The 18,282-nt window shown below is 71.5% G+C and carries 15 protein-coding genes; 7 read left to right on the forward strand and 8 right to left on the reverse strand.

Annotation, left to right across the window (positions count from 1 at the left end; all coding sequences use genetic code 11):
- Nucleotides 1-28: 28 nt before the first annotated feature.
- The 3 genes from GEV43_RS20305 to GEV43_RS20315 all read right to left on the reverse strand — a co-directional run bounded on the left by GEV43_RS20305 (nucleotide 29) and on the right by GEV43_RS20315 (nucleotide 2,286).
- A complete protein-coding gene (locus tag GEV43_RS20305) occupies nucleotides 29-907 on the reverse strand; it encodes an alpha/beta fold hydrolase (RefSeq protein WP_160822024.1) in 879 nt (292 codons plus the stop codon).
- Nucleotides 908-985: 78 nt separating this feature from the next.
- The gene (locus GEV43_RS20310; protein ID WP_160822025.1) at nucleotides 986-1,567 is read right to left on the reverse strand and encodes a TetR/AcrR family transcriptional regulator; all 582 of its coding nucleotides are present in this window, start codon (nucleotides 1,565-1,567) and stop codon (nucleotides 986-988) included.
- 50 nt (nucleotides 1,568-1,617) lie between these two features.
- Nucleotides 1,618-2,286 (reverse strand): GNAT family N-acetyltransferase, encoded by a 669-nt coding sequence (locus tag GEV43_RS20315; RefSeq protein WP_175250101.1) that lies wholly within the window; start codon nucleotides 2,284-2,286, stop codon nucleotides 1,618-1,620.
- 424 nt (nucleotides 2,287-2,710) lie between these two features.
- Here GEV43_RS20315 and GEV43_RS20320 point away from each other — a divergent pair, with 424 nt between their 5' ends.
- The 4 genes from GEV43_RS20320 to GEV43_RS20335 all read left to right on the forward strand — a co-directional run bounded on the left by GEV43_RS20320 (nucleotide 2,711) and on the right by GEV43_RS20335 (nucleotide 7,775).
- Complete coding sequence (locus GEV43_RS20320) at nucleotides 2,711-3,541, forward strand: ComF family protein (RefSeq protein ID WP_160822027.1); 831 nt, start codon at nucleotides 2,711-2,713, stop codon at nucleotides 3,539-3,541.
- A 923-nt stretch (nucleotides 3,542-4,464) separates the two neighbouring features.
- A complete protein-coding gene (gene hpf / locus GEV43_RS20325; protein WP_160822028.1) occupies nucleotides 4,465-5,133 on the forward strand; it encodes a ribosome hibernation-promoting factor, HPF/YfiA family in 669 nt (222 codons plus the stop codon).
- A 346-nt stretch (nucleotides 5,134-5,479) separates the two neighbouring features.
- Nucleotides 5,480-6,136 (forward strand): response regulator transcription factor, encoded by a 657-nt coding sequence (locus GEV43_RS20330; protein WP_309240023.1) that lies wholly within the window; start codon nucleotides 5,480-5,482, stop codon nucleotides 6,134-6,136.
- Between the two features lie 571 nt (nucleotides 6,137-6,707).
- Nucleotides 6,708-7,775, forward strand: coding sequence for a DNA glycosylase AlkZ-like family protein (locus GEV43_RS20335; RefSeq protein ID WP_309239738.1), 1,068 nt, complete (start codon nucleotides 6,708-6,710; stop codon nucleotides 7,773-7,775).
- A gap of 69 nt (nucleotides 7,776-7,844) precedes the next feature.
- Here GEV43_RS20335 and GEV43_RS20340 read toward each other — a convergent pair whose 3' ends face one another.
- Nucleotides 7,845-8,240, reverse strand: a complete 396-nt coding sequence (locus tag GEV43_RS20340) for an HGxxPAAW family protein (protein ID WP_241682977.1) — start codon at nucleotides 8,238-8,240, stop codon at nucleotides 7,845-7,847.
- A gap of 198 nt (nucleotides 8,241-8,438) precedes the next feature.
- On the opposite strand from GEV43_RS20340, the gene secA reads away from it, so the two are divergent.
- On the forward strand, nucleotides 8,439-11,315 hold the full coding sequence (secA, locus tag GEV43_RS20345) for a preprotein translocase subunit SecA (protein ID WP_160822030.1): 2,877 nt from the start codon (nucleotides 8,439-8,441) through the stop codon (nucleotides 11,313-11,315).
- A 72-nt stretch (nucleotides 11,316-11,387) separates the two neighbouring features.
- Here the strand turns inward: secA and GEV43_RS20350 are convergent, their stop codons facing one another.
- The 4 genes from GEV43_RS20350 to GEV43_RS20365 form a co-directional block, all read right to left on the reverse strand.
- Nucleotides 11,388-11,912, reverse strand: coding sequence for an Rv3235 family protein (locus GEV43_RS20350; protein WP_160822031.1), 525 nt, complete (start codon nucleotides 11,910-11,912; stop codon nucleotides 11,388-11,390).
- A 773-nt stretch (nucleotides 11,913-12,685) separates the two neighbouring features.
- Complete coding sequence (locus tag GEV43_RS20355) at nucleotides 12,686-14,119, reverse strand: PTS transporter subunit EIIC (protein ID WP_160822032.1); 1,434 nt, start codon at nucleotides 14,117-14,119, stop codon at nucleotides 12,686-12,688.
- A 261-nt stretch (nucleotides 14,120-14,380) separates the two neighbouring features.
- Nucleotides 14,381-15,121 (reverse strand): GntR family transcriptional regulator, encoded by a 741-nt coding sequence (locus tag GEV43_RS20360; RefSeq protein ID WP_160822033.1) that lies wholly within the window; start codon nucleotides 15,119-15,121, stop codon nucleotides 14,381-14,383.
- 454 nt (nucleotides 15,122-15,575) lie between these two features.
- The gene (locus GEV43_RS20365; RefSeq protein WP_160822034.1) at nucleotides 15,576-16,916 is read right to left on the reverse strand and encodes a PTS transporter subunit EIIC; all 1,341 of its coding nucleotides are present in this window, start codon (nucleotides 16,914-16,916) and stop codon (nucleotides 15,576-15,578) included.
- Nucleotides 16,917-17,175: 259 nt separating this feature from the next.
- Between GEV43_RS20365 and GEV43_RS50595 the strand changes: the two genes are divergently transcribed.
- Together GEV43_RS50595 and GEV43_RS50600 are read left to right on the forward strand one after the other, a co-directional pair.
- Nucleotides 17,176-17,637 carry a hypothetical protein gene (locus tag GEV43_RS50595; protein ID WP_241682978.1) on the forward strand — a complete coding sequence of 154 codons (462 nt, stop codon included), beginning with the start codon at nucleotides 17,176-17,178 and terminating at the stop codon, nucleotides 17,635-17,637.
- A gap of 11 nt (nucleotides 17,638-17,648) precedes the next feature.
- Complete coding sequence (locus GEV43_RS50600; RefSeq protein WP_309239739.1) at nucleotides 17,649-18,236, forward strand: amidohydrolase family protein; 588 nt, start codon at nucleotides 17,649-17,651, stop codon at nucleotides 18,234-18,236.
- Nucleotides 18,237-18,282: the final 46 nt, after the last annotated feature.

Consider the following 18,282-nt stretch of genomic DNA (forward strand, 5'->3'; position numbering starts at 1 on the left):
GGCCACCGCCCGGCGGCCGGAGGGTCGGCTACCGGTGCGCGGCCAGGAACGGCAGGACGACGGCGGCCATCTCGTCAGGTACCTCCTCCGCGAGGTCGTGGCCGGCGTCGAAGACGTGTCCGGTGACGTCGTGTGCCACAAACCGTGCCTGCTCCGCGTTGCGCTCGCCGATGAAGGCTGAGCCGCCGAGCGCCAGGACGGGGATGTCGAGCTTCTTCCGGGCGGCCTCCCGGTTCTGCTCGGCGTCGGTGAGCATCGCCCGGTAGACGGCGAGCATGGCGCGGATGCCGCCGGGCAGGGAGTAGCAGCGCACGTACTCCTCGATGGCGTCGGAGGTGGCGGTGTCGGGGCGGCCGCGCTCGTTCTTGATCATGTAGGTGATCAGTTCGCGTTCGTGCCCGGAGATCAGCATCTCGGGCACGTCGGGCTGGAAGTAGAAGCCCAGGTGCCACAGGTGCATGCCGGAGACATTCTCGGAGGTGAGGGCGGTGTGGTCCTCGAAGCCGAAGCCGGGCAGGAGGGCCTCGGCGAAGGCGAGGGAGGTGACGTGGTCGCGGTGGCGGGCGGCGAGCTGGTAGCCGATCACCGCGCCCCAGTCCTCGCCGACCACGGCGTAGGTCCGGTGTCCGAGGCGGTCCATCAGCTCGGCGATGTCATCGCTCATCGTCGCGGAGTCGTAGCCGTCCGCGGGACGGGCGGAGTCGCCGAGACCGCGCAGGTCGGGCACCACGACGGTGTGGTGGGGCGCCAGCTTCGGGACCAGGTGGCGCCAGTGGTAGCCGGTCTTCGGCACGCCGTGCAGCAGCACGACCGCGGGGCCGGACCCGGCGGTCCGGTAGTGCAGGCTCGTTCCGTTGACGGCCGCACGGCCGGTGCGCAGGGGCGCTCCGTCATGGTCGTACATCATGGGGCAACCTCTTTCTTGAGCGTACGTTACAGAATGAGGGCATGGAAGGACGGGCGTCCGACGGGGCCGCGAGGACCGTCAGTCGAGGGTGGTCAGCGCGACGTCGATGAGGGGTTCGAGGTCCCGCGGGTCCAGGGTGATCTTCGAGGAGACCAGTAGACCGTTGAGGAAGGTGACGAGGAAGGCGGCGACCGTGTGCGGGTCGTGCCGTTCGGCGATCTCGCCCCGCTCCGTCGCCGCCCGCAGCAGCTCGGCCAGCGCCTCCCGGCTCGCCTCCTGCATGTCGCGTACGGTGCGCCGGGTCGCCGCGTCCTGCGGCAGCCGCTCGCAGGCGGCGTTGACGGCCAGGCAGCCTCGGCCGCCGTCACCGACGGCGATGCGGATCCGCTCCGTCAGCAGCGTACGGATCGCCGCGCGGACGTCCGCCGCCTCCTCCTCCAGGCTGCGCAGGGCGTCCGCCGTGAGGGTGGTGCGGTAGTGCTCCAGCGCGGCCCGGTACAGGCCGTCCTTGTCACCGAACGCGGCGTACAAGGAGCCCTGCCCGATCCCCAGGTGCTGGGCCAGATCGCGCACCGAGGTCGCCTCGTAGCCACGCGTCCAGAACAGCTCCATGGCGCGGCTCACCGCCGCCTCGGTGTCGAACTCCCGGGTCCTCGCCATGACTCCACGCTAACCTATCTGGAACACCCGCTCAAGAAAAGAGCGCTACCTCACGGTGGCCGCCACCCTGGCCGGCCCGCCGGCCCACCGCGACGACCCGGACTGCGGGCTGGACTTTCCGGGGTTCCTGCGGCGGGGCGTGAACCCGGACCGCACCGGCCGCGCATCTCCCACATGGTGCGGGTCATCTCGTACTCGACCTCGCCGAGGTGCGCGTCCGGCAGCGGGTCGTCGAACCGCGGGTGGTAGGTGCGGACGTACCGCATGCCGATGGCCCGCATCACTTTGATGGATCCGGCGTTGGCGGCCATGGTCTGTGCGATCACGCGGCTTTGCCCGACCGTGTCGAAGGCGTGCCGCAGCAGGGCGCGGGACGCTTCACTGGCCAGGCCCTGCCGCCAGTGCCGGCGGACGAGCCGGTACCCCAGATCGCAGACGGTGGGATCGTCGGGCTGATCGGGGCCATGCGCAGGCGGCAGCATCATCAGCCCGACGAACTCACCCTCCTCCCCTCCATGGGAGAGGTGAGCCGTCCAGAAGCCCAGCCCGTCCACCTTGCCCGCCGCGGCGATGCGCCGCTGATGAGTGGCGACCACCTCGTCCCTGGTCGGGGTCCTGGCGTCGAGATAGCGCAGCACCTCGGGGTCGGAGTCGAGGCGGACCTCCAGGTCCAGATGCCGATCGGCCAGGGGTACCAGCAGCAGACGCTCGGTCCGCAAGATCGGTTGAGGCACGCGGCAACCGTTTCACGCCGACACCGGCGAAGCGATCGTTTTCCTCCCCGGCCGTATCCGGTGGATGTGATCCAAAGCAGGGCAATGACCAGGGTGGAGCGGCTGGTCGATCAGCAACCGTCCCGCAGGGAGACCTTCCCGACGCACGAGGCGCTGCGCATCCTCGCCGAGGCCAAGGAGCGGTCCCGACGCTGAGAGCACGGCGTCAGACCAGGTCGGTCGCGCGCAGCCACGCCTCGACCGCATCCGCCGAACCCTCGACCGCATTCGCCGAACCCTCGGCCCCTTCGCCGCGCGCGGCGAGTCGTCCTGGAGCAATGGACCGCTCGCACCCCGAGGCGTCGGCCGGGTTATCCACAGGCGCCGGGGCGGATGGCGATCACGTGGCGGGGACCGGCAGGGTCGGGGCATGACCTCTCCAGCGAGCCCGTTCAATCCCGCGATCCCGTTCAGCGATCTCATCCGCGACCTCGTCGGCCTCGTCCTGCCCGAACGATGCGTCGTGTGCGCCGTCGGCGGCGAGCCGTTATGCCGCCGCTGCGGGACGGCCCTGAACGCGAAGGCGCGCCTCGTCCGCCCGGTCCCGGTCCCGCCCGGCCTGCCGCCCACCTGGACGATCGCGTCCTACGAGGGCGCCGTCCGCACCGCCATCGTCGCCCACAAGGAACGCGCCCGCACCCCCCTCGCCGAGCCGCTGGGCAAGGCACTGGCCCGCGCCCTCCTCAAGGCCGTGCCGGTGAACGGTGAAGCGGAGGCCGGGGAAGCGAAGCCGACAATCGGGGCCGCCGCGTCGGTGGTCGCGAAGCCGCCGGTCGGGGCCGCGTCGGTGGTTGGGGCCGCGAAGCCGGCGGTCGGGGAGTCGGTGGTCGTGGTGCCGGTGGCTTCGGGGCGGCGGGCCGTCCGGAGGCGGGGCCATGATCCGACGCGGCGGATGGCGGCGGTCGCCGTCCGGGAGGCGCGAGCGGGCGGCCTTCGCGTGGTGGGGGCCGACGTGCTGCGGCAGCGGCGGGAGGTGGCCGACCAGGCGGGCCTGACGGCGTCCGGACGAGTGGCCAACCTCGCGGGCGCGCTGGAGGTGGTGCCGGGCGCCCGGCTGGCGGGGCGGCGCGTCGTGCTGGTCGACGACGTGATCACGACGGGGGCCTCGCTGGCCGAGGCGGCGCGCGCGGTCCGGCGGGCGGGCGCGGAGGTCGCGGCGGCGGCGACGGTGGCGGCCACTCCGCTGCGCCGGGGAGCGTGACTCTACGCCCGCGGAAGGGCGGCTCTGCGCTGAGGGGAGGGCTCTGCGCCCAGGGCTCTGCGCCCAGGGAGGGTGGCTCTGCACCCGGACGAGGGTGACTCTGCGGCCCGTGGAAGGGCGGCTCTGTGCCCGGGGAGGGGCGACCGTGCGCCGGGGAAAGGGCGGCCCTGCGCCCGGGGCAGGCTGGCTCTGTGCCCGGAACGGGCGGCTCTGCGCCCGGGAGAGGGTGACTTTCTTCACGATCGTCGTCAAACCCGGCAGCTTGTTACCAAGCGTAGTGAGGGGCGGCCCGGCTTGTCGTATCACACCCGATTGATCGCGGTATCACGGGTCACGTGGCGTCATGTCGGCGGTAGAGATTTGGGAAACTCACCGCCGCGCCATGACACCGTGACCTGCGCCTCAGGTGTGGACCGCAAGCCCTGTGGATACGGGGATGCACGGCTTGTGAGCAGCGCCGCGATCGTCGGCGGGGGCGGCGCTGCGGCCTCTTGTGATGACGGTCCGTGAGTTTTTCCTCAGCCCACCCCCCTGACATTCGTGGCGTAAGGGGTTAGCGTTCCTGGCATGGCACCCGCCCGGGTCCGTGGTTGCGTTGGATCGCCGTGCTCGTCAGGAGCACGACAGGCGATCCGGCTAGCCGATGCCAGGCGCAGGCGAAACGGCCCACGTAAGGCGACTTCTCGTCGACCGATCACGGTGCGCCTTAGAGGTAAGTCCTGCCTCGCCGGGGGATCCGACATCCCCCGGACCGGGAGAAGGGCAGTAGTGGCGAGAGCGCCGCGAGACCTTCAGCAGGCGGATGTGGGGACGAAGACCAGGTCGGCCGGGCGGGTGCGACCCACCGAGCTGTGGCGTCCGGCCGGGGCGTTCAGGAGCCCCGGACCGGGCGAGGAACGCAACCGGGAGAAGGGGGGTCCCGCGTGAACATCACCGTGAGGGGCCGGCACACCGACGTCAACGACAGGTTCCGCAGGCACGTCGACAACAAGCTGGCGAAGATCGAACGGCTCAACCAGAAGGTCATCCGCGTGGATGTGGAGGTGTCCGAGGAACGCAACCCGAGACTCGCCGACCAGCGCGAACGCGTCGAGCTGACGATCCGCTCCCGCGGCCCGGTGATCCGGGCCGAGGCCGCCGCCGACGACCGCTACGGAGCCCTGGACCTCGCGCTCGACAAGCTGGAGTCGCGGCTGCGCCGCGACGGCGAGCGCCGCAAGACCCACGGCGGCAAGGCGCGGGCCAAGCTCGCCACCATGGAGACCGTCCCCGAGGCGTTCCCCGAGAGCGCTCCCGCCGAGGCCGCCACCGCGGTCGCCGAGGACGACCGCGACATCGGCGGCCAGACCGAGGGCTCCGCGCCCGTCCACGACGACAACCTCGTCCCGATCCCGATGGAGGGCGACGGGCCGGTCATCGTCCGCGAGAAGTTCCACAAGGCCGAGGCGATGGGCATCGAGCAGGCCCTGTTCGAGATGGAGCTCGTCGGCCACGACTTCTTCCTCTACCGCGACAAGGCGAGCGGGCACCCTTCCGTCGTATACCGGAGGAGAGGCTGGGACTACGGCGTCATCCGCCTTGTCGAAGAGTGATGTGGCACTTGCGTCACGTCACCGCCCGGAGCGTGTCATGATCTAGAAAGGCGTTACCAGCAGAGCCGTGGACGCGGTGGTCCGGGGCGATGGCGCGGGCCTTCGGCGCGCGCCCCGTCGTCCGCGGGCCGCCGCCCCGCGGCAGTCTCCGGGGGGCGACCCCGGATCCCGAACCCTCCGGTAGACCCAGATCACTGACAGTGAAGGGGGGAAGCGGCGTCTCCTCCACGCCGCGACTCAGGTGAGCGAGAATCCCGAGGCTCGCGGCTCCGCGGCGGTACCCCGTCAGGCCGGCGCGACCGAGGCCGGACGGCCCGACGCGCCGCCTCCCGGCGCGGCCGACCCGATCCGCGTGCTGATCGTCGACGACCACGCCCTGTTCCGCCGGGGCCTGGAGATGGTCCTCCAGGCCGAGGACGACATCGAGGTCATCGGCGAGGGCGGTGACGGCCACGAGGCGGTCGAGATGGCCGGCGACCTGCTGCCCGACGTCGTCCTGATGGACATCCGGATGCCCCGCCGCAGCGGCATCGAGGCGTGCACGGCCATCAAGGACGCCGCCCCCAGCGCGAAGATCGTCATGCTGACCATCAGCGACGAGGAGGAGGACCTCTTCGAGGCGATCAAGGCGGGCGCCACCGGCTACCTGCTGAAGGAGATCTCGATCGACGAGGTCCCGCAGGCCGTCCGCGCGGTGCACGGCGGCCAGTCGCTGATCAGCCCCTCGATGGCCTCCAAGCTGATCACCGAGTTCGCGTCCCTCGCCAAACGCAGCGAGGAGCGCACCCAGCAGGTCCCCGCGCCCCGCCTCACCGACCGCGAGATGGAGGTCCTGCGCCTGGTCGCGCGCGGCCTCGGCAACCGCGAGATCGCCCGCGAGCTGTTCATCTCCGAGAACACCGTCAAGAACCACGTCCGCAACATCCTGGAGAAGCTCCAACTGCACTCCCGGATGGAAGCCGTGGTCTACGCCGTCCGGGAAAAACTCCTCGAAATCACCTGACGCCCCCCACCCACCGGGCCGCCCCTCAGCGAACGCCCCCAAGACCACTCCCCGCGACCCCCGCCCCCACCCGGGGTTCGGCACCCCCACCACCCGCAGCCAAGCGGCCCACCCGGCGAGACGGCCGCCGAGTGGCGTGAGTCAGGGAGCCGGAAGCGGTGCTTCCTGCTGGGGCACGTACGGACGCGCCCAAGAAGCGCCTAGCCCATCCCGCCGTGCTCCCGCGTCGGCTCCAAGCCACGCGACGGCTTCTGGTCCCAAGGGTCCAACGCCACGAACGAGCTCCAGAGCGCGGACGTGCCGGCTGCCTCGCCCCGCCGTCCTAACCCGCAACGTTAGGCGTGGTGACGGGAGCGCCGGTGGGGTGATGGGCGGTGGTTGCGGGCGGCGTGGTGGTGGGTGGGGTGGGCGACCGGCAATCTCGGTTTGTCGGTGTTGTGCCTTAGCATCGCGGGGTGATCGAGGCAGAGCTGACGGCGGACGAGGCGCGGCGGATCCAGCTGCGCGCTCAGGGGCTTCTGGGGGCGCGGCCCAAGGGCGGTGTGGCGGGGATGCTGCAACGGCTCGGGCCGTGCAGCTCGACACGATCTCGGTGCTGGCGCGGTCGCACGAGCTGGTGCCGTACGCGCGGCTCGGGGCGGTCGGGCGGCGCGAGGTCGAGGACGCCTACTGGGGCGACGGGACGACCTTCGAGTACTGGGCGCACGCGGCGTCCATCCTGCCGATCGAGGAGTGGCCGCTGTTCGCGTTCCGGCGGCGGGCCTTCCTGCGGCGGGGCTGGCGCTGGCACAAGGTGCCCGAGGGCGTGTGCGACCAGATCCGCGCGCGGCTGAGGTCGGACGGGCCGCTCACGACCAGGGAGCTGGGCGGCGCCAAGGCGAGCGCGGAGTGGTGGGACTGGAGCGACCACAAGATCGGGATCGAGTGGCTGCTGGACGTCGGGGAGGTCGTGTGCGTCCGGCGCGTCGGATGGCGGCGCGTCTACGACCTGGCCGAACGGGCCGTTCCGCGGGAGCTGCTGGACGCGCCGCAGGACGACGAGGCGTGCCTGACCGGGCTCGTCGGCCGGGCCGGGCGCTCGCTCGGGGTGGCCACGCGGGCGGACCTGGCCGACTACTACCGGATCAGGGGCGAGCAGGTCGATCAGGTCGTGGGCGGCGCCGGGCTCGTGCCCGTACGGGTCGAGGGCTGGAAGAACGTCGCCTGGGCCGACCCGGCGGCGCTGGCCGACGCTCCGCGGGGCAGGCACGCGACGACGCTGCTGTCGCCGTTCGACTCGCTGGTGTGGGACCGGGCGCGGACGTCGCGGATGTTCGGCTTCGACCACCGGCTGGAGGCGTACGTCCCGAAGGCCAAGCGCGTCCACGGCTACTTCGCGATGCCGCTCCTGTCGGGCGGGCGGCTGCTCGGCCGGGTCGATCCGGCGCGCGAGGGCGCCACGCTGGTCGCGCGCCAGGTGACGTTCGAGCCGTGGGCCGTCGCGACGGCCGCGCGCACGGAGCGTTCCCTCGCCGCGCTCGCCACGGCCCTGTGGCGCGCCGCCGCGTGGGTCGGTTGCGATGACGTACGGGTCGAACGCGTCGTTCCGGAGATCGCTCCCGCGCTCGTCGACGCAGCCCTGCGCGTCTCTGCGCCGTAGCCCGGACGAGGCCACAGACGAAGCCCCCGGCGGGGCCTGGGCCTCGCCGGGGGCGGTGTTTGCGGCGGGTCAGCCGTGCGGGGTCTGCTGGGTGTCGGTGGTGATGGGCTTGTCGAGGGTCTCGCCGGCCAGGCCGCCGCGGCGCTTGGCGCTGCGCGACCCGAACACGGAGTAGTCGACGATCTCCGGGAGTACGCGCGGGGCGTCCACCACCACGTCGGAGAACAGGTGGACCAGGCCGCTGACGATGATCCCGACGACGATGATCGCCACGCCGACGTAGAACGTGACCCAGGACGGTCCGAAGCAGAGCGCCGCGCCGCCCACCGCGAAACCGACGAAGATGATCGACACGGCCACCCACGAGCTGGGCCGGCCGGCGTGCGAGCCGGTGGAGCCCTCGCCGTGGCTCCCGCCCTGCCCGGTCATGGGCTCGAAGGACGTTCCCTCAGGTCGATTGGTCATTGTGCGCCTCCCCTGGATGCATTGGGAGATCTTCCACGGACATCGGCGGCCAAACGGACTGCGGGGAACGGGACGTGCGGGTGGATTGCGCAGCGACGTGACCTAGACCATTCTGGGTCTCGCCTACGATGGGCATCGTACGTGTGGTGTGCGTACCGCCCTGCGCGGTGACCCACGATCTGCAAGGAGCCTCCGAGAGTGCCGCCAGTCATCGATAAGATCCTTCGTGCGGGCGAAGGAAAAATCCTGCGCAAGCTCAAGAAGCTCGCGGATCAGGTCAACTCGATCGAGGAAGACTTCCTCGAGATGAGCGACGCCGAATTGCGTGAGCTGACCGACAAGTACCGGGAACGGCTCGCCAACGGCGAGGACACGCTCGACGATCTGCTCCCCGAGGCGTTCGCCACCGCCCGCGAGGCGGCCAAGCGCGTGCTCGGGCAGCGCCACTACGACGTCCAGGTCATGGGCGGCGCGGCGCTGCACCTGGGCAACATCGCCGAGATGAAGACCGGGGAGGGCAAGACCCTCACCTGCGTGCTCCCGGCCTACCTGAACGCCCTGGCCGGCGACGGCGTGCACGTCGTCACGGTCAACGACTACCTCGCCAAGCGCGACGCCGAGTGGATGGGCCGCGTGCACCAGTTCCTGGGGCTGGAGGTCGGCGTCATCCTCCCGCAGATGACGCCGGACGAGCGCCGGGCCGCGTACAACGCCGACATCACCTACGGCACCAACAACGAGTTCGGGTTCGACTACCTGCGCGACAACATGGCGTGGAGCCTGGAGGAGTGCGTCCAGCGCGGCCACAACTTCGCCATCGTCGACGAGGTCGACTCGATCCTGATCGACGAGGCCCGGACGCCGCTGATCATCTCCGGTCCGGCCGAGCAGAACTCCAAGTGGTACTCGGAGTTCGCCAAGATCGTCCCGCGGCTGAAGCGCGCCGAGCTCGTCAGCACCGCCGGGCAGGTCGACCAGTACGGCCCCGGCGACTACGAGGTCAACGAGAAGAAGCGCACGGTCGGCATCACCGAGGCCGGAGTCGAGAAGGTCGAGGACTGGCTCGGCATCGACAACCTCTACGACTCGGTCAACACGCCGCTCGTCAGCTTCCTCAACAACGCCCTGAAGGCCAAGGAGCTCTACAAGCGCGACAAGGACTACGTCGTCATGAACGGCGAGGTCCTGATCGTCGACGAGTTCACCGGCCGCATCCTGCACGGCCGCCGCTACAACGAGGGCATGCACCAGGCGATCGAGGCGAAGGAGGGGGTGGCGATCAAGGACGAGAACCAGACGCTCGCCACGATCACCCTCCAGAACTTCTTCCGCCTGTACGGCAAGCTCGCGGGCATGACCGGCACCGCCGACACTGAGGCGGCCGAGTTCAACAAGACCTACAAGATCGGCGTCGTGCCGATCCCGACGAACAAGCCGATGATCCGCGACGACGTCGCCGACGTCGTCTACAAGACCGAGCAGGCCAAGTTCGAGGCCGTCGTCGACGACATCGCCGAGCGGCACGAGAACGGGCAGCCGGTCCTGGTCGGCACCACCTCGGTCGAGAAGTCCGAGAAGCTGAGCAAGATGCTCAAGCGGCGCGGGATCCCGCACCAGGTGCTGAACGCCAAGCACCACGAGCAGGAGTCGGCGATCGTCGCCGAGGCGGGCCGCAAGGGCGCCGTCACGGTCGCGACCAACATGGCCGGCCGCGGCACCGACATCATGCTCGGCGGCAACCCCGACTTCCGCGCCGACCTGGAGCTGCACCAGCGCGGGCTGTCCCCGCTGGAGACGCCCGAGGAGTACGAGGCGGCCTGGCCGGAGGCGCTCGACAAGGCCAAGGACGCCGTGAAGGGCGAGCACGAGCAGGTCGTCGAGGCGGGCGGCCTGTACGTCCTCGCGACCGAGCGGCACGAGTCGCGGCGCATCGACAACCAGCTCCGCGGCCGTTCGGGACGGCAGGGCGACCCGGGCGAGTCCCGCTTCTACCTGTCCCTTGAGGACGACCTGATGCGGCTGTTCAACTCCGCCCGCGTCGAGTCGATCATGACCCGGCTGAACATCCCGGACGACGTCCCGATCGAGTCCAAGATCGTCTCGAACGCGATCAAGTCGGCTCAGAGCCAGGTCGAGCAGCAGAACTTCGAGATGCGCAAGAACGTCCTGAAGTACGACGAGGTGCTCAACCGGCAGCGCAAGGTCATCTACGCCGAGCGCCGCAAGGTGCTGGAGGGCGAGGACCTGCACGAGCAGGTCCGCCGCATGATCGACGAGGTCGTGCACGGCTACGTCGCGGGCGCGACCGCCGAGGGCTTCGCCGAGGAGTGGGACCTCGACAAGCTGTGGAAGGCGTTCAAGCAGCTCTACCCGATCCAGCTCACGCCCGAGGAGCTGGTCGAGGAGGTCGGCGGCGACATCGCCGGGCTGGACGCCGAGACGCTGTCGGACAAGATCCGCGAGGACGCCCTCGCCGCGTACGACAAGCGCGAGGAGGAGCTCGGCCCGGAGGTCATGCGGGAGCTGGAGCGCCGCGTCGTGCTGTCGGTCCTCGACCGCAAGTGGCGCGAGCACCTCTACGAGATGGACTACCTCCAGGAGGGCATCGGCCTGCGGGCCATGGCGCAGCGCGACCCGCTGGTCGAGTACCAGCGCGAGGGCTACGACATGTTCAACGCGATGCTCGACGGCATCAAGGAGGAGTCGGTCGGCTACCTGTTCAACCTCGAGGTCGAGGTCGAGGAGCCGGCGGAGGCGCCCGCGGTCGGCGCGAAGCCGGTGTCGGTGGCCAAGACCGCCGCTCCCTCGGACGACACCGAGGAGGACACCGCCGAGGCCGACGTGGACGAGGCGCCGTCCGACGACGTTCCCGCGATCAAGGCGAAGGGGCTCGACGAGCCGAAGCGCCCGAAGAAGCTGGAGTACTCCTCGCCCACGGTCGACGGCGAGGGCGGCGTCGAGCTGCACAGCGAGGAGACCGAGGACGAGTACGCGGGCGTGTCCCGCAACGACCCGTGCCCCTGCGGCTCGGGCAAGAAGTTCAAGCGCTGCCACGGCGACCCTCGCGGCAAGTAGGCGGCCGCCCCGCCCGTGAGCACGACGGAAGCGGCCTTCCGGGACTCGTCCCGGAAGGCCGCTTCGCGCTTGTCAGACGGGCGCGGTGGTTTCGAGGGTCGTGCAGCGCCAGCGGCCCCGGACGCGTTCGAGGCGCATGGCCAGCGCGTGGACGCGGCCGTTCAGCAGGGCGACCGCGCCGGTCTCGGCCCTGTCGGCCGCGGGCTCCTGGAGCCACGTCGTCAGGACCCGCGGCGGGACGTACCGCGTCCCCGCGGCGAGCGGCCGGTGGTGCTCGGCGAGGCCCCGGCACACCTGGGGAGTCGCGCGGTGCGACAGGTGGTGCGGCGTCCGCACCCCCGCGATGACCTCCAGGACGAGCCGTACGGTCCCGAGGGCCACGGCGTCCAACGACTCGTCAGGGTGCTCGTCGGGGCGGACGAGGCGCAGCGGGTTGGGCGGGCGCGGACGGCGTCCGGGCGGACTGCCCGCAGGAACCGGCTCCCGACTCAGCGCGAGCGCCCCGTCCGTCGCCGAAACGGCACGCCGCGCGCCGCCGCGCCCCCGGGCGTACGGAACGAATCGGACGGCGGCGGGGGTGGTGAGGTGTGCGGGCATCAGCGGCCTCCAGTCATCGGAAGGCGCCACCGGAGAGCGGCGCCGACAACAAGAGGCGCGTGCGGTCTCCCACATGCGTTCTGACCGCATACGGCCAGAATCGCAACGCCCACCCCACGCCGATTCTCGACGGAACGACACATAGCACCCGCCTCCGCGAGCCCCCGGTTGCACCGAGGCGACGCGCGGAGAGGAAAGCGGCCGGACGCCTGGGCATCATCCGGCATGTGGGCGGTCGGTCGGTCCGGCGGGTGCGCCGCTGACCGCACGCGTCCCGCGTCCCGCGTCCCGCGTCCCGCCTCGCGCCTCGCGTCCCGCGCCTCCCGCTTCCCGTTTCCCGCGCCTCGCGCCCCGCGCCTTCCGCCTCCCGTTTCCCGCCTCCCGCTTCGCGCCTCCCGTTTCCCGCCTCTCGCCCCCCGTTTTCCGCGTCCCGCGTCCCGCCTCGCGCCCCCGGTTTCCCGCGTCCCGACTTACGACGAAAAGGGGCGGCGGGGCGTCTGGGAGGACGCCCCGCCGCCGGGTGGGCGAGTCCCCCGGAGGGTGGGGAGGAGGGGGGCTCGCCGGGCGGACCTTCCGGGGAGGTCGGGAGGTCCTTGGAGGGCCGGCCGCCGCGCCAGAGACGGCCGGCCGGGGTCTGGTGCCCGTCCGGTGGATCTTCGATCGGCTGCGCGGCGAACGGGAACCGCCGGACAGACCCTGGGGCCGGGGCGCGCGGCGGCCGGGGCCGCCGCGCCCGCGCGCCGCCCGCCGGGCGGGGCGGCGCGCGGCGGGGGCTAGCCGCTCGACTTGGCCGCCTCGGGATCGCCCGAGCCGCGGCGCGGCTTCTTGTCGCCCTCGCCCGCGGCCAGTTCGGGGGAGGCGGCGGGGTCGGCGGCGACCGAGTCCTCGCCCTCCGGTTCCCGGCCGGGGGTCGGGATGTTCAGCTTGCGGATCAGGAAGCTGAACAGCAGGTAGTAGATCGCCGCGTAGATCAGCCCCATGATGATCAGTGGGACGAGGTTCTTGGTGTTGTCCTTCGAACCGTTGATCAACATGTCGATCCCGCCCGCGGAGAAGCTGAAGCCGAGCTTCATGTTGAGCGCGTCGGCGACGGCCATCGAGACGCCGGTGAGCACCGCGTGCACGCCGAACAGCACCGGCGCGATGAAGATGAACGAGAACTCGATCGGCTCGGTGATGCCGGTGACGAACGCGGTGACCGCGGCGGAGAGCATGATGCCGCCGACGGCCGCGCGGCGGTGCTTCGGCGCCGCCTGCCAGATGGCGAGGGCGGCGGCGGGCAGCGCGAACATCAGGACCGGGAAGTAGCCGGTCATGGACCATCCCGCGCCGTCGGCGCCGTTCAGGTAGCAGTTGAGGTCGCCGGCGTAGGACTTGCCGCCGACGTTGCACTCGGGGATCTGCGTCCAGACCACGTTGTTGGGGATGTGGTGCAGGCCGAGCGGCAGCAGCAACCGGTTGATCACGCCGTAGACGCCCGCGCCGACCGTGCTGTTGTCGGCCATCCACTCGCCGAAGCTGGTCAGCCACTTGCCGAGGAACGGCCAGACGAAGCCGAACACCACGCCGAGGCCGAGCGAGGTGACCGCGGTGATGATCGGCACGAACCGACGGCCGCCGAAGAACGCCAGCCAGGTGGGCAGCTTGATCCGGTAGAAGCGCTGGTAGAGCAGGGCCGTGACCAGGCCGATGACGATGCCGCCGAGGACGCGCGTCGGGTTCTGCTTCGCCAGGTCGAGCACGATGCTCGGCTTGCCCGGGTTGTCCGGATCGAAGAGTTCCTTGCTGATCGTCGCCTTGAGGTCGTCGTCGAAGCGCAGGAAGAACACGTTCATGCTGACGTAGTGGAAGACCATGTAGCCGACCACGGCCGCGAGGCCCGTCGAGCCGTCGGACTTCTTGGCGAAGCCCACCGCCACGCCCACCGCGAACAGCAGCGGCATCCAGTCGAACAGCGCGCTGCCGGCGCTGCCGAACACCGTCGCGACCTGGTCGGCGCTCGGATACCACGAGGCGCCCGAGAAACTGATCCACGGGTCCTTGGTGGCGTCGTTGCCCAGCACATCGGGCTGTCCCAGCCGCAGGAGCAGGCCGGCGGCCGGGAGGACGGCGATCGGCAGCATCAGGCTGCGGCCGAGCCGCTGCAGCACGGCGAGGGCGCCGGACCCTCGGCGTGGCGCGGAGTCCACTGCGGTTGTCGAACTCATCAGGGGGGTTCCTCCTCGGATCACGGAAGGTGTCAGGAGAGCTTCGGGGGTTCGGCGGCGCGGCCGCGGCCGCGAGCGGGGATCCGGCCGCGCCGCCGCGCGCCCTCGGGTGACGTTCGGACGAACGTCGCGGTGGTGCGGATATGGAGATGTCGAAGGCGCTTCGGGGCTGGAACGGGGCGCCTTCAGTAGCGGATCGCGGTGCTGGTCGGGGGGTCGGGAGCCGCGCGGGGAGGGGCCGCGGCGGCTCGGACGGGCAGGTCAGGTGCGCGTCGGAGGGTTCCCGAGCGCGGTGTGGATCTGGTAGCGGTCGGCCCGGTAGGTCGACACGCCCAGCTCGGCGCACACGCCGCCGGTGTACGAGCGGCGTTGCAGCAGCAGCACGGCGCTGCCGCGGGGGATCTGGAGGTGGCGGGCGTCGGTCGCGTCGGCGAGGGTGGCGTCGATGGTCTGGTCGCCGGCGTCGAAGACCAGCCCGTACACCGCCTCCAGCACGCCGTACAGGGAGCGGTCGGCGAGCCGGCGGTCGAGCAGGTCGGGGGCCAGCGCGGCCAGGAGGTGCGAGCGTTCGAGGGCCATCGGCTCGCCGTCGGCGGTCCGCAGCCGCTCGATGATGTGGATCAGCGTGCCCGGCTCCACCTCGAAGATCCGGGCGAGCCGGGCGTCGGCGGGGACGGTGCGGCGGTCCAGGTCGATCGCGCCCGGCCGCATCCCCCGGCTGAGCATGTCCTCGGTGAACGAGACGAGGCGCAGCGGCATCTCGATCTTGGGCCGCGCGACGAACGTCCCCTTGCCGGGCACCCGGTACAGGCGGCCCTCGGAGACGAGCTGGTCGACGCCCTGCCGGACGGTCATGCGGGACAGCTCGTACCGGACGCAGAGCTCGCGCTCCGACGGGATGGGCGCGTCGACCGGCAGTTCCGCGCTCTCGATGAGGTCGAGCAGGATGGCGCGGAGCTGGAAGTACTTCGGTACCGGACTGTGCGGATCGATGGTCGTCACGGGGAGGTCCTCGGGTGGCCGGGGCCGTGCTGGCGGCCGCCGCCGGGAGGGCGGGGCGCCGGATCGACTCGGTTCATACTGGTCTAGGCCGGACTAGACCACACGTCTCAAAGATGTGTCAATGCACGAATGAATAACGGCCGGATCACGGCTCGGCACGTTCCAGGTACGACGAATCCGCAGGTCAGACCCGCGATGACGGTGTCACGACGGCCGCCGTGAGGGCCCGTTCGCGGGCCCCGCGGGACCTCATCCGGCCGACCCCCGCGCCGGAACGGACCCGGACGGCCGCGCGTGGCGGCTTGTCCGCTCGCCCGGCCGTCCGCCGGTCCGCGCCGGAAGGGGGCCGCTCCGTCCGCGCGCGGCGGCCCCTCCGCTCGCCTGGCCTGTCCACCCGTCCGCTCGTCCGCGCCGGACGGGGCCGCTCCGGTCTTGCGTGGCGGGTGGGGCGGGGTCAGCCGCCGCGGGCCGGGCCGGACGACTCCTCGGGCGGGAGCTCGTCCTCGCGCTCGCGGCCCGGCGTGGGCAGGTTCAGCTTCTTGATCAGGAAGTAGAAGACCAGGTAGTAGACGGCGAAGTAGAGCACGCCCATCGCGACGATCAGCCACAGGTGCCGGGTGTTGTCCTTGGTCGCGTTCAGCAGCATGTCGATCAGGCCCGCCGAGAAGCTGAACCCGAGCTGCGCGTCGGCCGCGGCGAGGACGTACATCGAGACGCCGGTCAGGACCACGTGCAGCCCGTACAGCAGCGGCGCGACGAACATGAACGAGAACTCGATCGGCTCGGTCACGCCGGTGACGAACGCGGTGAGCGCGGCCGAGACCATCAGGCCGCCGACCGCGCCGCGCCGTTCGGGCCGGGCCGCCCGCCAGATCGCGAGCGCCGCGCCCGGCAGCCCGAACATCAGCACCGGGAAGAAGCCCGACAGGAACCTCCCGGCGTGCGGGTCCCCGGCGAGGTAGCGGTTGATCTCGCCGTGCACGACCCCGTCCGGCCCCCGGTACGAGCCGAAGACGAACCAGATCAGCGAGTTGAGGATGTGGTGCAGGCCGAACGGCAGCAGCAGCCGGTTCGCGACGCCGTAGATGCCCGCGCCGACCGCGCCGAGCCCGGTCAGCCAGTCGCCGAACGAGTCGATCCACCCGCCGAGCGTCGGCCAGACCAGCCCGAAGACCACGCCGAGCACCAGCGCGGACGCGGCGCTGACGATCGGCACGAACCGCCGGCCGCCGAAGAACGCCAGCCAGGCCGGCAGCTTGATCCGGTAGAAGCGCTGGTAGAGCAGGGCGACCATGAGCCCGACCACGATCCCGCCGAGCACCTGGGTCGGGTTCTTCAGCCCGTACCCGATCATCTCCTTCAGGCTGCCGTCGTCCTGCCGGACGGCCTGCACGACGGTGCCCTTCAGCTCGGACGAGTGGGCGAACATCGTCTTGGAGACGCGGTCGAAGACCAGGTAGGCGACCACGGCGGCGAGCGCGGTGGACCCGTCGGCCTTCCTGGCGAAGCCGATGGCGACGCCGACCGCGAACAGGATCGCGAGGTTGTCGAGCAGGGACCCGCCCGCCGCCGCGAACACCTCGGCGACGCGGTCCCAGCCGAGCCCGTCCTTGCCGAGCAGGTCGTCCTGGCCGAGGCGCAGCAGGATGCCGGCCGCGGGCAGCACGGCGATCGGGAGCATCAGGCTGCGGCCGATGCGCTGGAGGACGGCGAACGTCGCGGTCCAGGCGCCCGACAGGCCGCCCGAGCCGCCGTCGCCGCCGGAACCGCCGGTCGCGGCGGCCGTGGAACCCATGAGCGGATGACCTCCCCCGAAGGGCCCGAACGGGGAAGTTCGGGCCGACGTCTTCGCTCTACCTGATTCGTTGTGTATGGTGCAGACTGGTCTAGTCCGGACTAGACCAGTCGCCGGAGACGGTGACCTGTGGCCACGACGTCACGGAGAGTGCGCACCCATGGCATCGCTTCTGATCACCGCGAACAGCTTGATCACTTCCCCCGCGGACGGTCCTACCCGCGTACTCTCCCCGGGATACGTCCGAGTCGAGGACGGCGTGATCGCCGAGGTCGGCGAGGGCCGCCCGGCCGGGCCGCCGGACGTGGACCTGCCCACCGGCGTCCTCGCGCCCGGACTGGTCGACCTCCAGGTCAACGGGTTCTTCGGGTACGACATGGTCGACGCCGACGAGGCGGGCTGGCACACCGTGGTGTCCCGGCTGCCTGAGACCGGCGTGACCTCGTTCCTGCCCACGTTCATCACCGCGCCGGTCCGGACGCAGGCCGAGGCGCTGCGCCGCGCCCGCGACCTGCTGCCGGGCCTGCCCGCCGGGACGCGCGTGCTGGGCGTCCACCTCGAAGGCCCGTTCCTGTCCGAGAAGCGCAAGGGCGCGCACAACGCCGCGCACCTCACCGACCCGACCCCGAGGCGGTCGCGGCGCTGCTGGAGACGGGCCTGGTCAAGCTGGTCACCCTCGCCCCCGAGCGGAACGGCGCGCTCGACGCGGTCCGTACCCTGACCGAGGCCGGCGTGCTCGTCAGCGTCGGGCACAGCGACGCGTCCGCCGAGCGGGTCGCCGCCGCCGCCGACGCGGGCGCGCGCATGGTCACCCACATCTTCAACGCCCAGAGCGGCGTCCACCACCGCGAGCCCGGCGTGGCCGCGCAGGCGCTCGTCGACCCCCGGCTGAGCCCCGGCCTGATCCTCGACCTGCACCACGTCGCGCCGCTGGTGGCCGAGCTGGTGTTCCGCGCCGCCGGGGGACGGGTCGTGCTCGTCACCGACGCCGCCTCGTCCGCCGGGATGCCGCCCGGCACCTACGAGCTCGGCGGCGAGCCGATCACCATGCCCGAGCAGGGCCCGCCGCTGCGCGCCGACGGCACGCTCGCCGGATCGGGCCTGCGGCTGGACGAGGCGATCGGCAACGCGGTGCGGATCGGCGTCGGGCTCGCCGACGCGGTCGACGCCGCCACCCGCGTACCCGCCGACCTGATCGGCCGGCCGGACCTCGGGCGGATCGCGCCCGGCGCCGCCGCCGACCTGGTCTGGCTCGGGCCCGACCACCGCGCGCGTACGACGTGGGTCGGCGGGCAGAACGTCTTCGAAGGGGGATCATGACCACGCCGAGTGACCGTCCGGCCGATGCCGGGGGCTCGACCTCGCG

The sequence above is a fragment of the Actinomadura sp. J1-007 genome (assembly GCF_009793335.1).
In the GTDB taxonomy this organism is placed as follows: domain Bacteria; phylum Actinomycetota; class Actinomycetes; order Streptosporangiales; family Streptosporangiaceae; genus Spirillospora; species Spirillospora yumaensis.

Excerpts from the sequence above, each read along its gene's own strand:
- GEV43_RS20305 (WP_160822024.1), bottom strand. The coding sequence starts at position 907 with ATGATGTACGACCATGACGGAGCGCCCCTGCGCACCGGCCGTGCGGCC.
- GEV43_RS20310 (WP_160822025.1), bottom strand. The coding sequence starts at position 1,567 with ATGGCGAGGACCCGGGAGTTCGACACCGAGGCGGCGGTGAGCCGCGCC.
- GEV43_RS20320 (WP_160822027.1), top strand. The coding sequence starts at position 2,711 with ATGACCTCTCCAGCGAGCCCGTTCAATCCCGCGATCCCGTTCAGCGAT.
- GEV43_RS20340 (WP_241682977.1), bottom strand. The coding sequence starts at position 8,240 with ATGACCAATCGACCTGAGGGAACGTCCTTCGAGCCCATGACCGGGCAG.
- GEV43_RS20350 (WP_160822031.1), bottom strand. The coding sequence starts at position 11,912 with ATGCCCGCACACCTCACCACCCCCGCCGCCGTCCGATTCGTTCCGTAC.
- GEV43_RS20355 (WP_160822032.1), bottom strand. The coding sequence starts at position 14,119 with ATGAGTTCGACAACCGCAGTGGACTCCGCGCCACGCCGAGGGTCCGGC.
- GEV43_RS20365 (WP_160822034.1), bottom strand. The coding sequence starts at position 16,916 with ATGGGTTCCACGGCCGCCGCGACCGGCGGTTCCGGCGGCGACGGCGGC.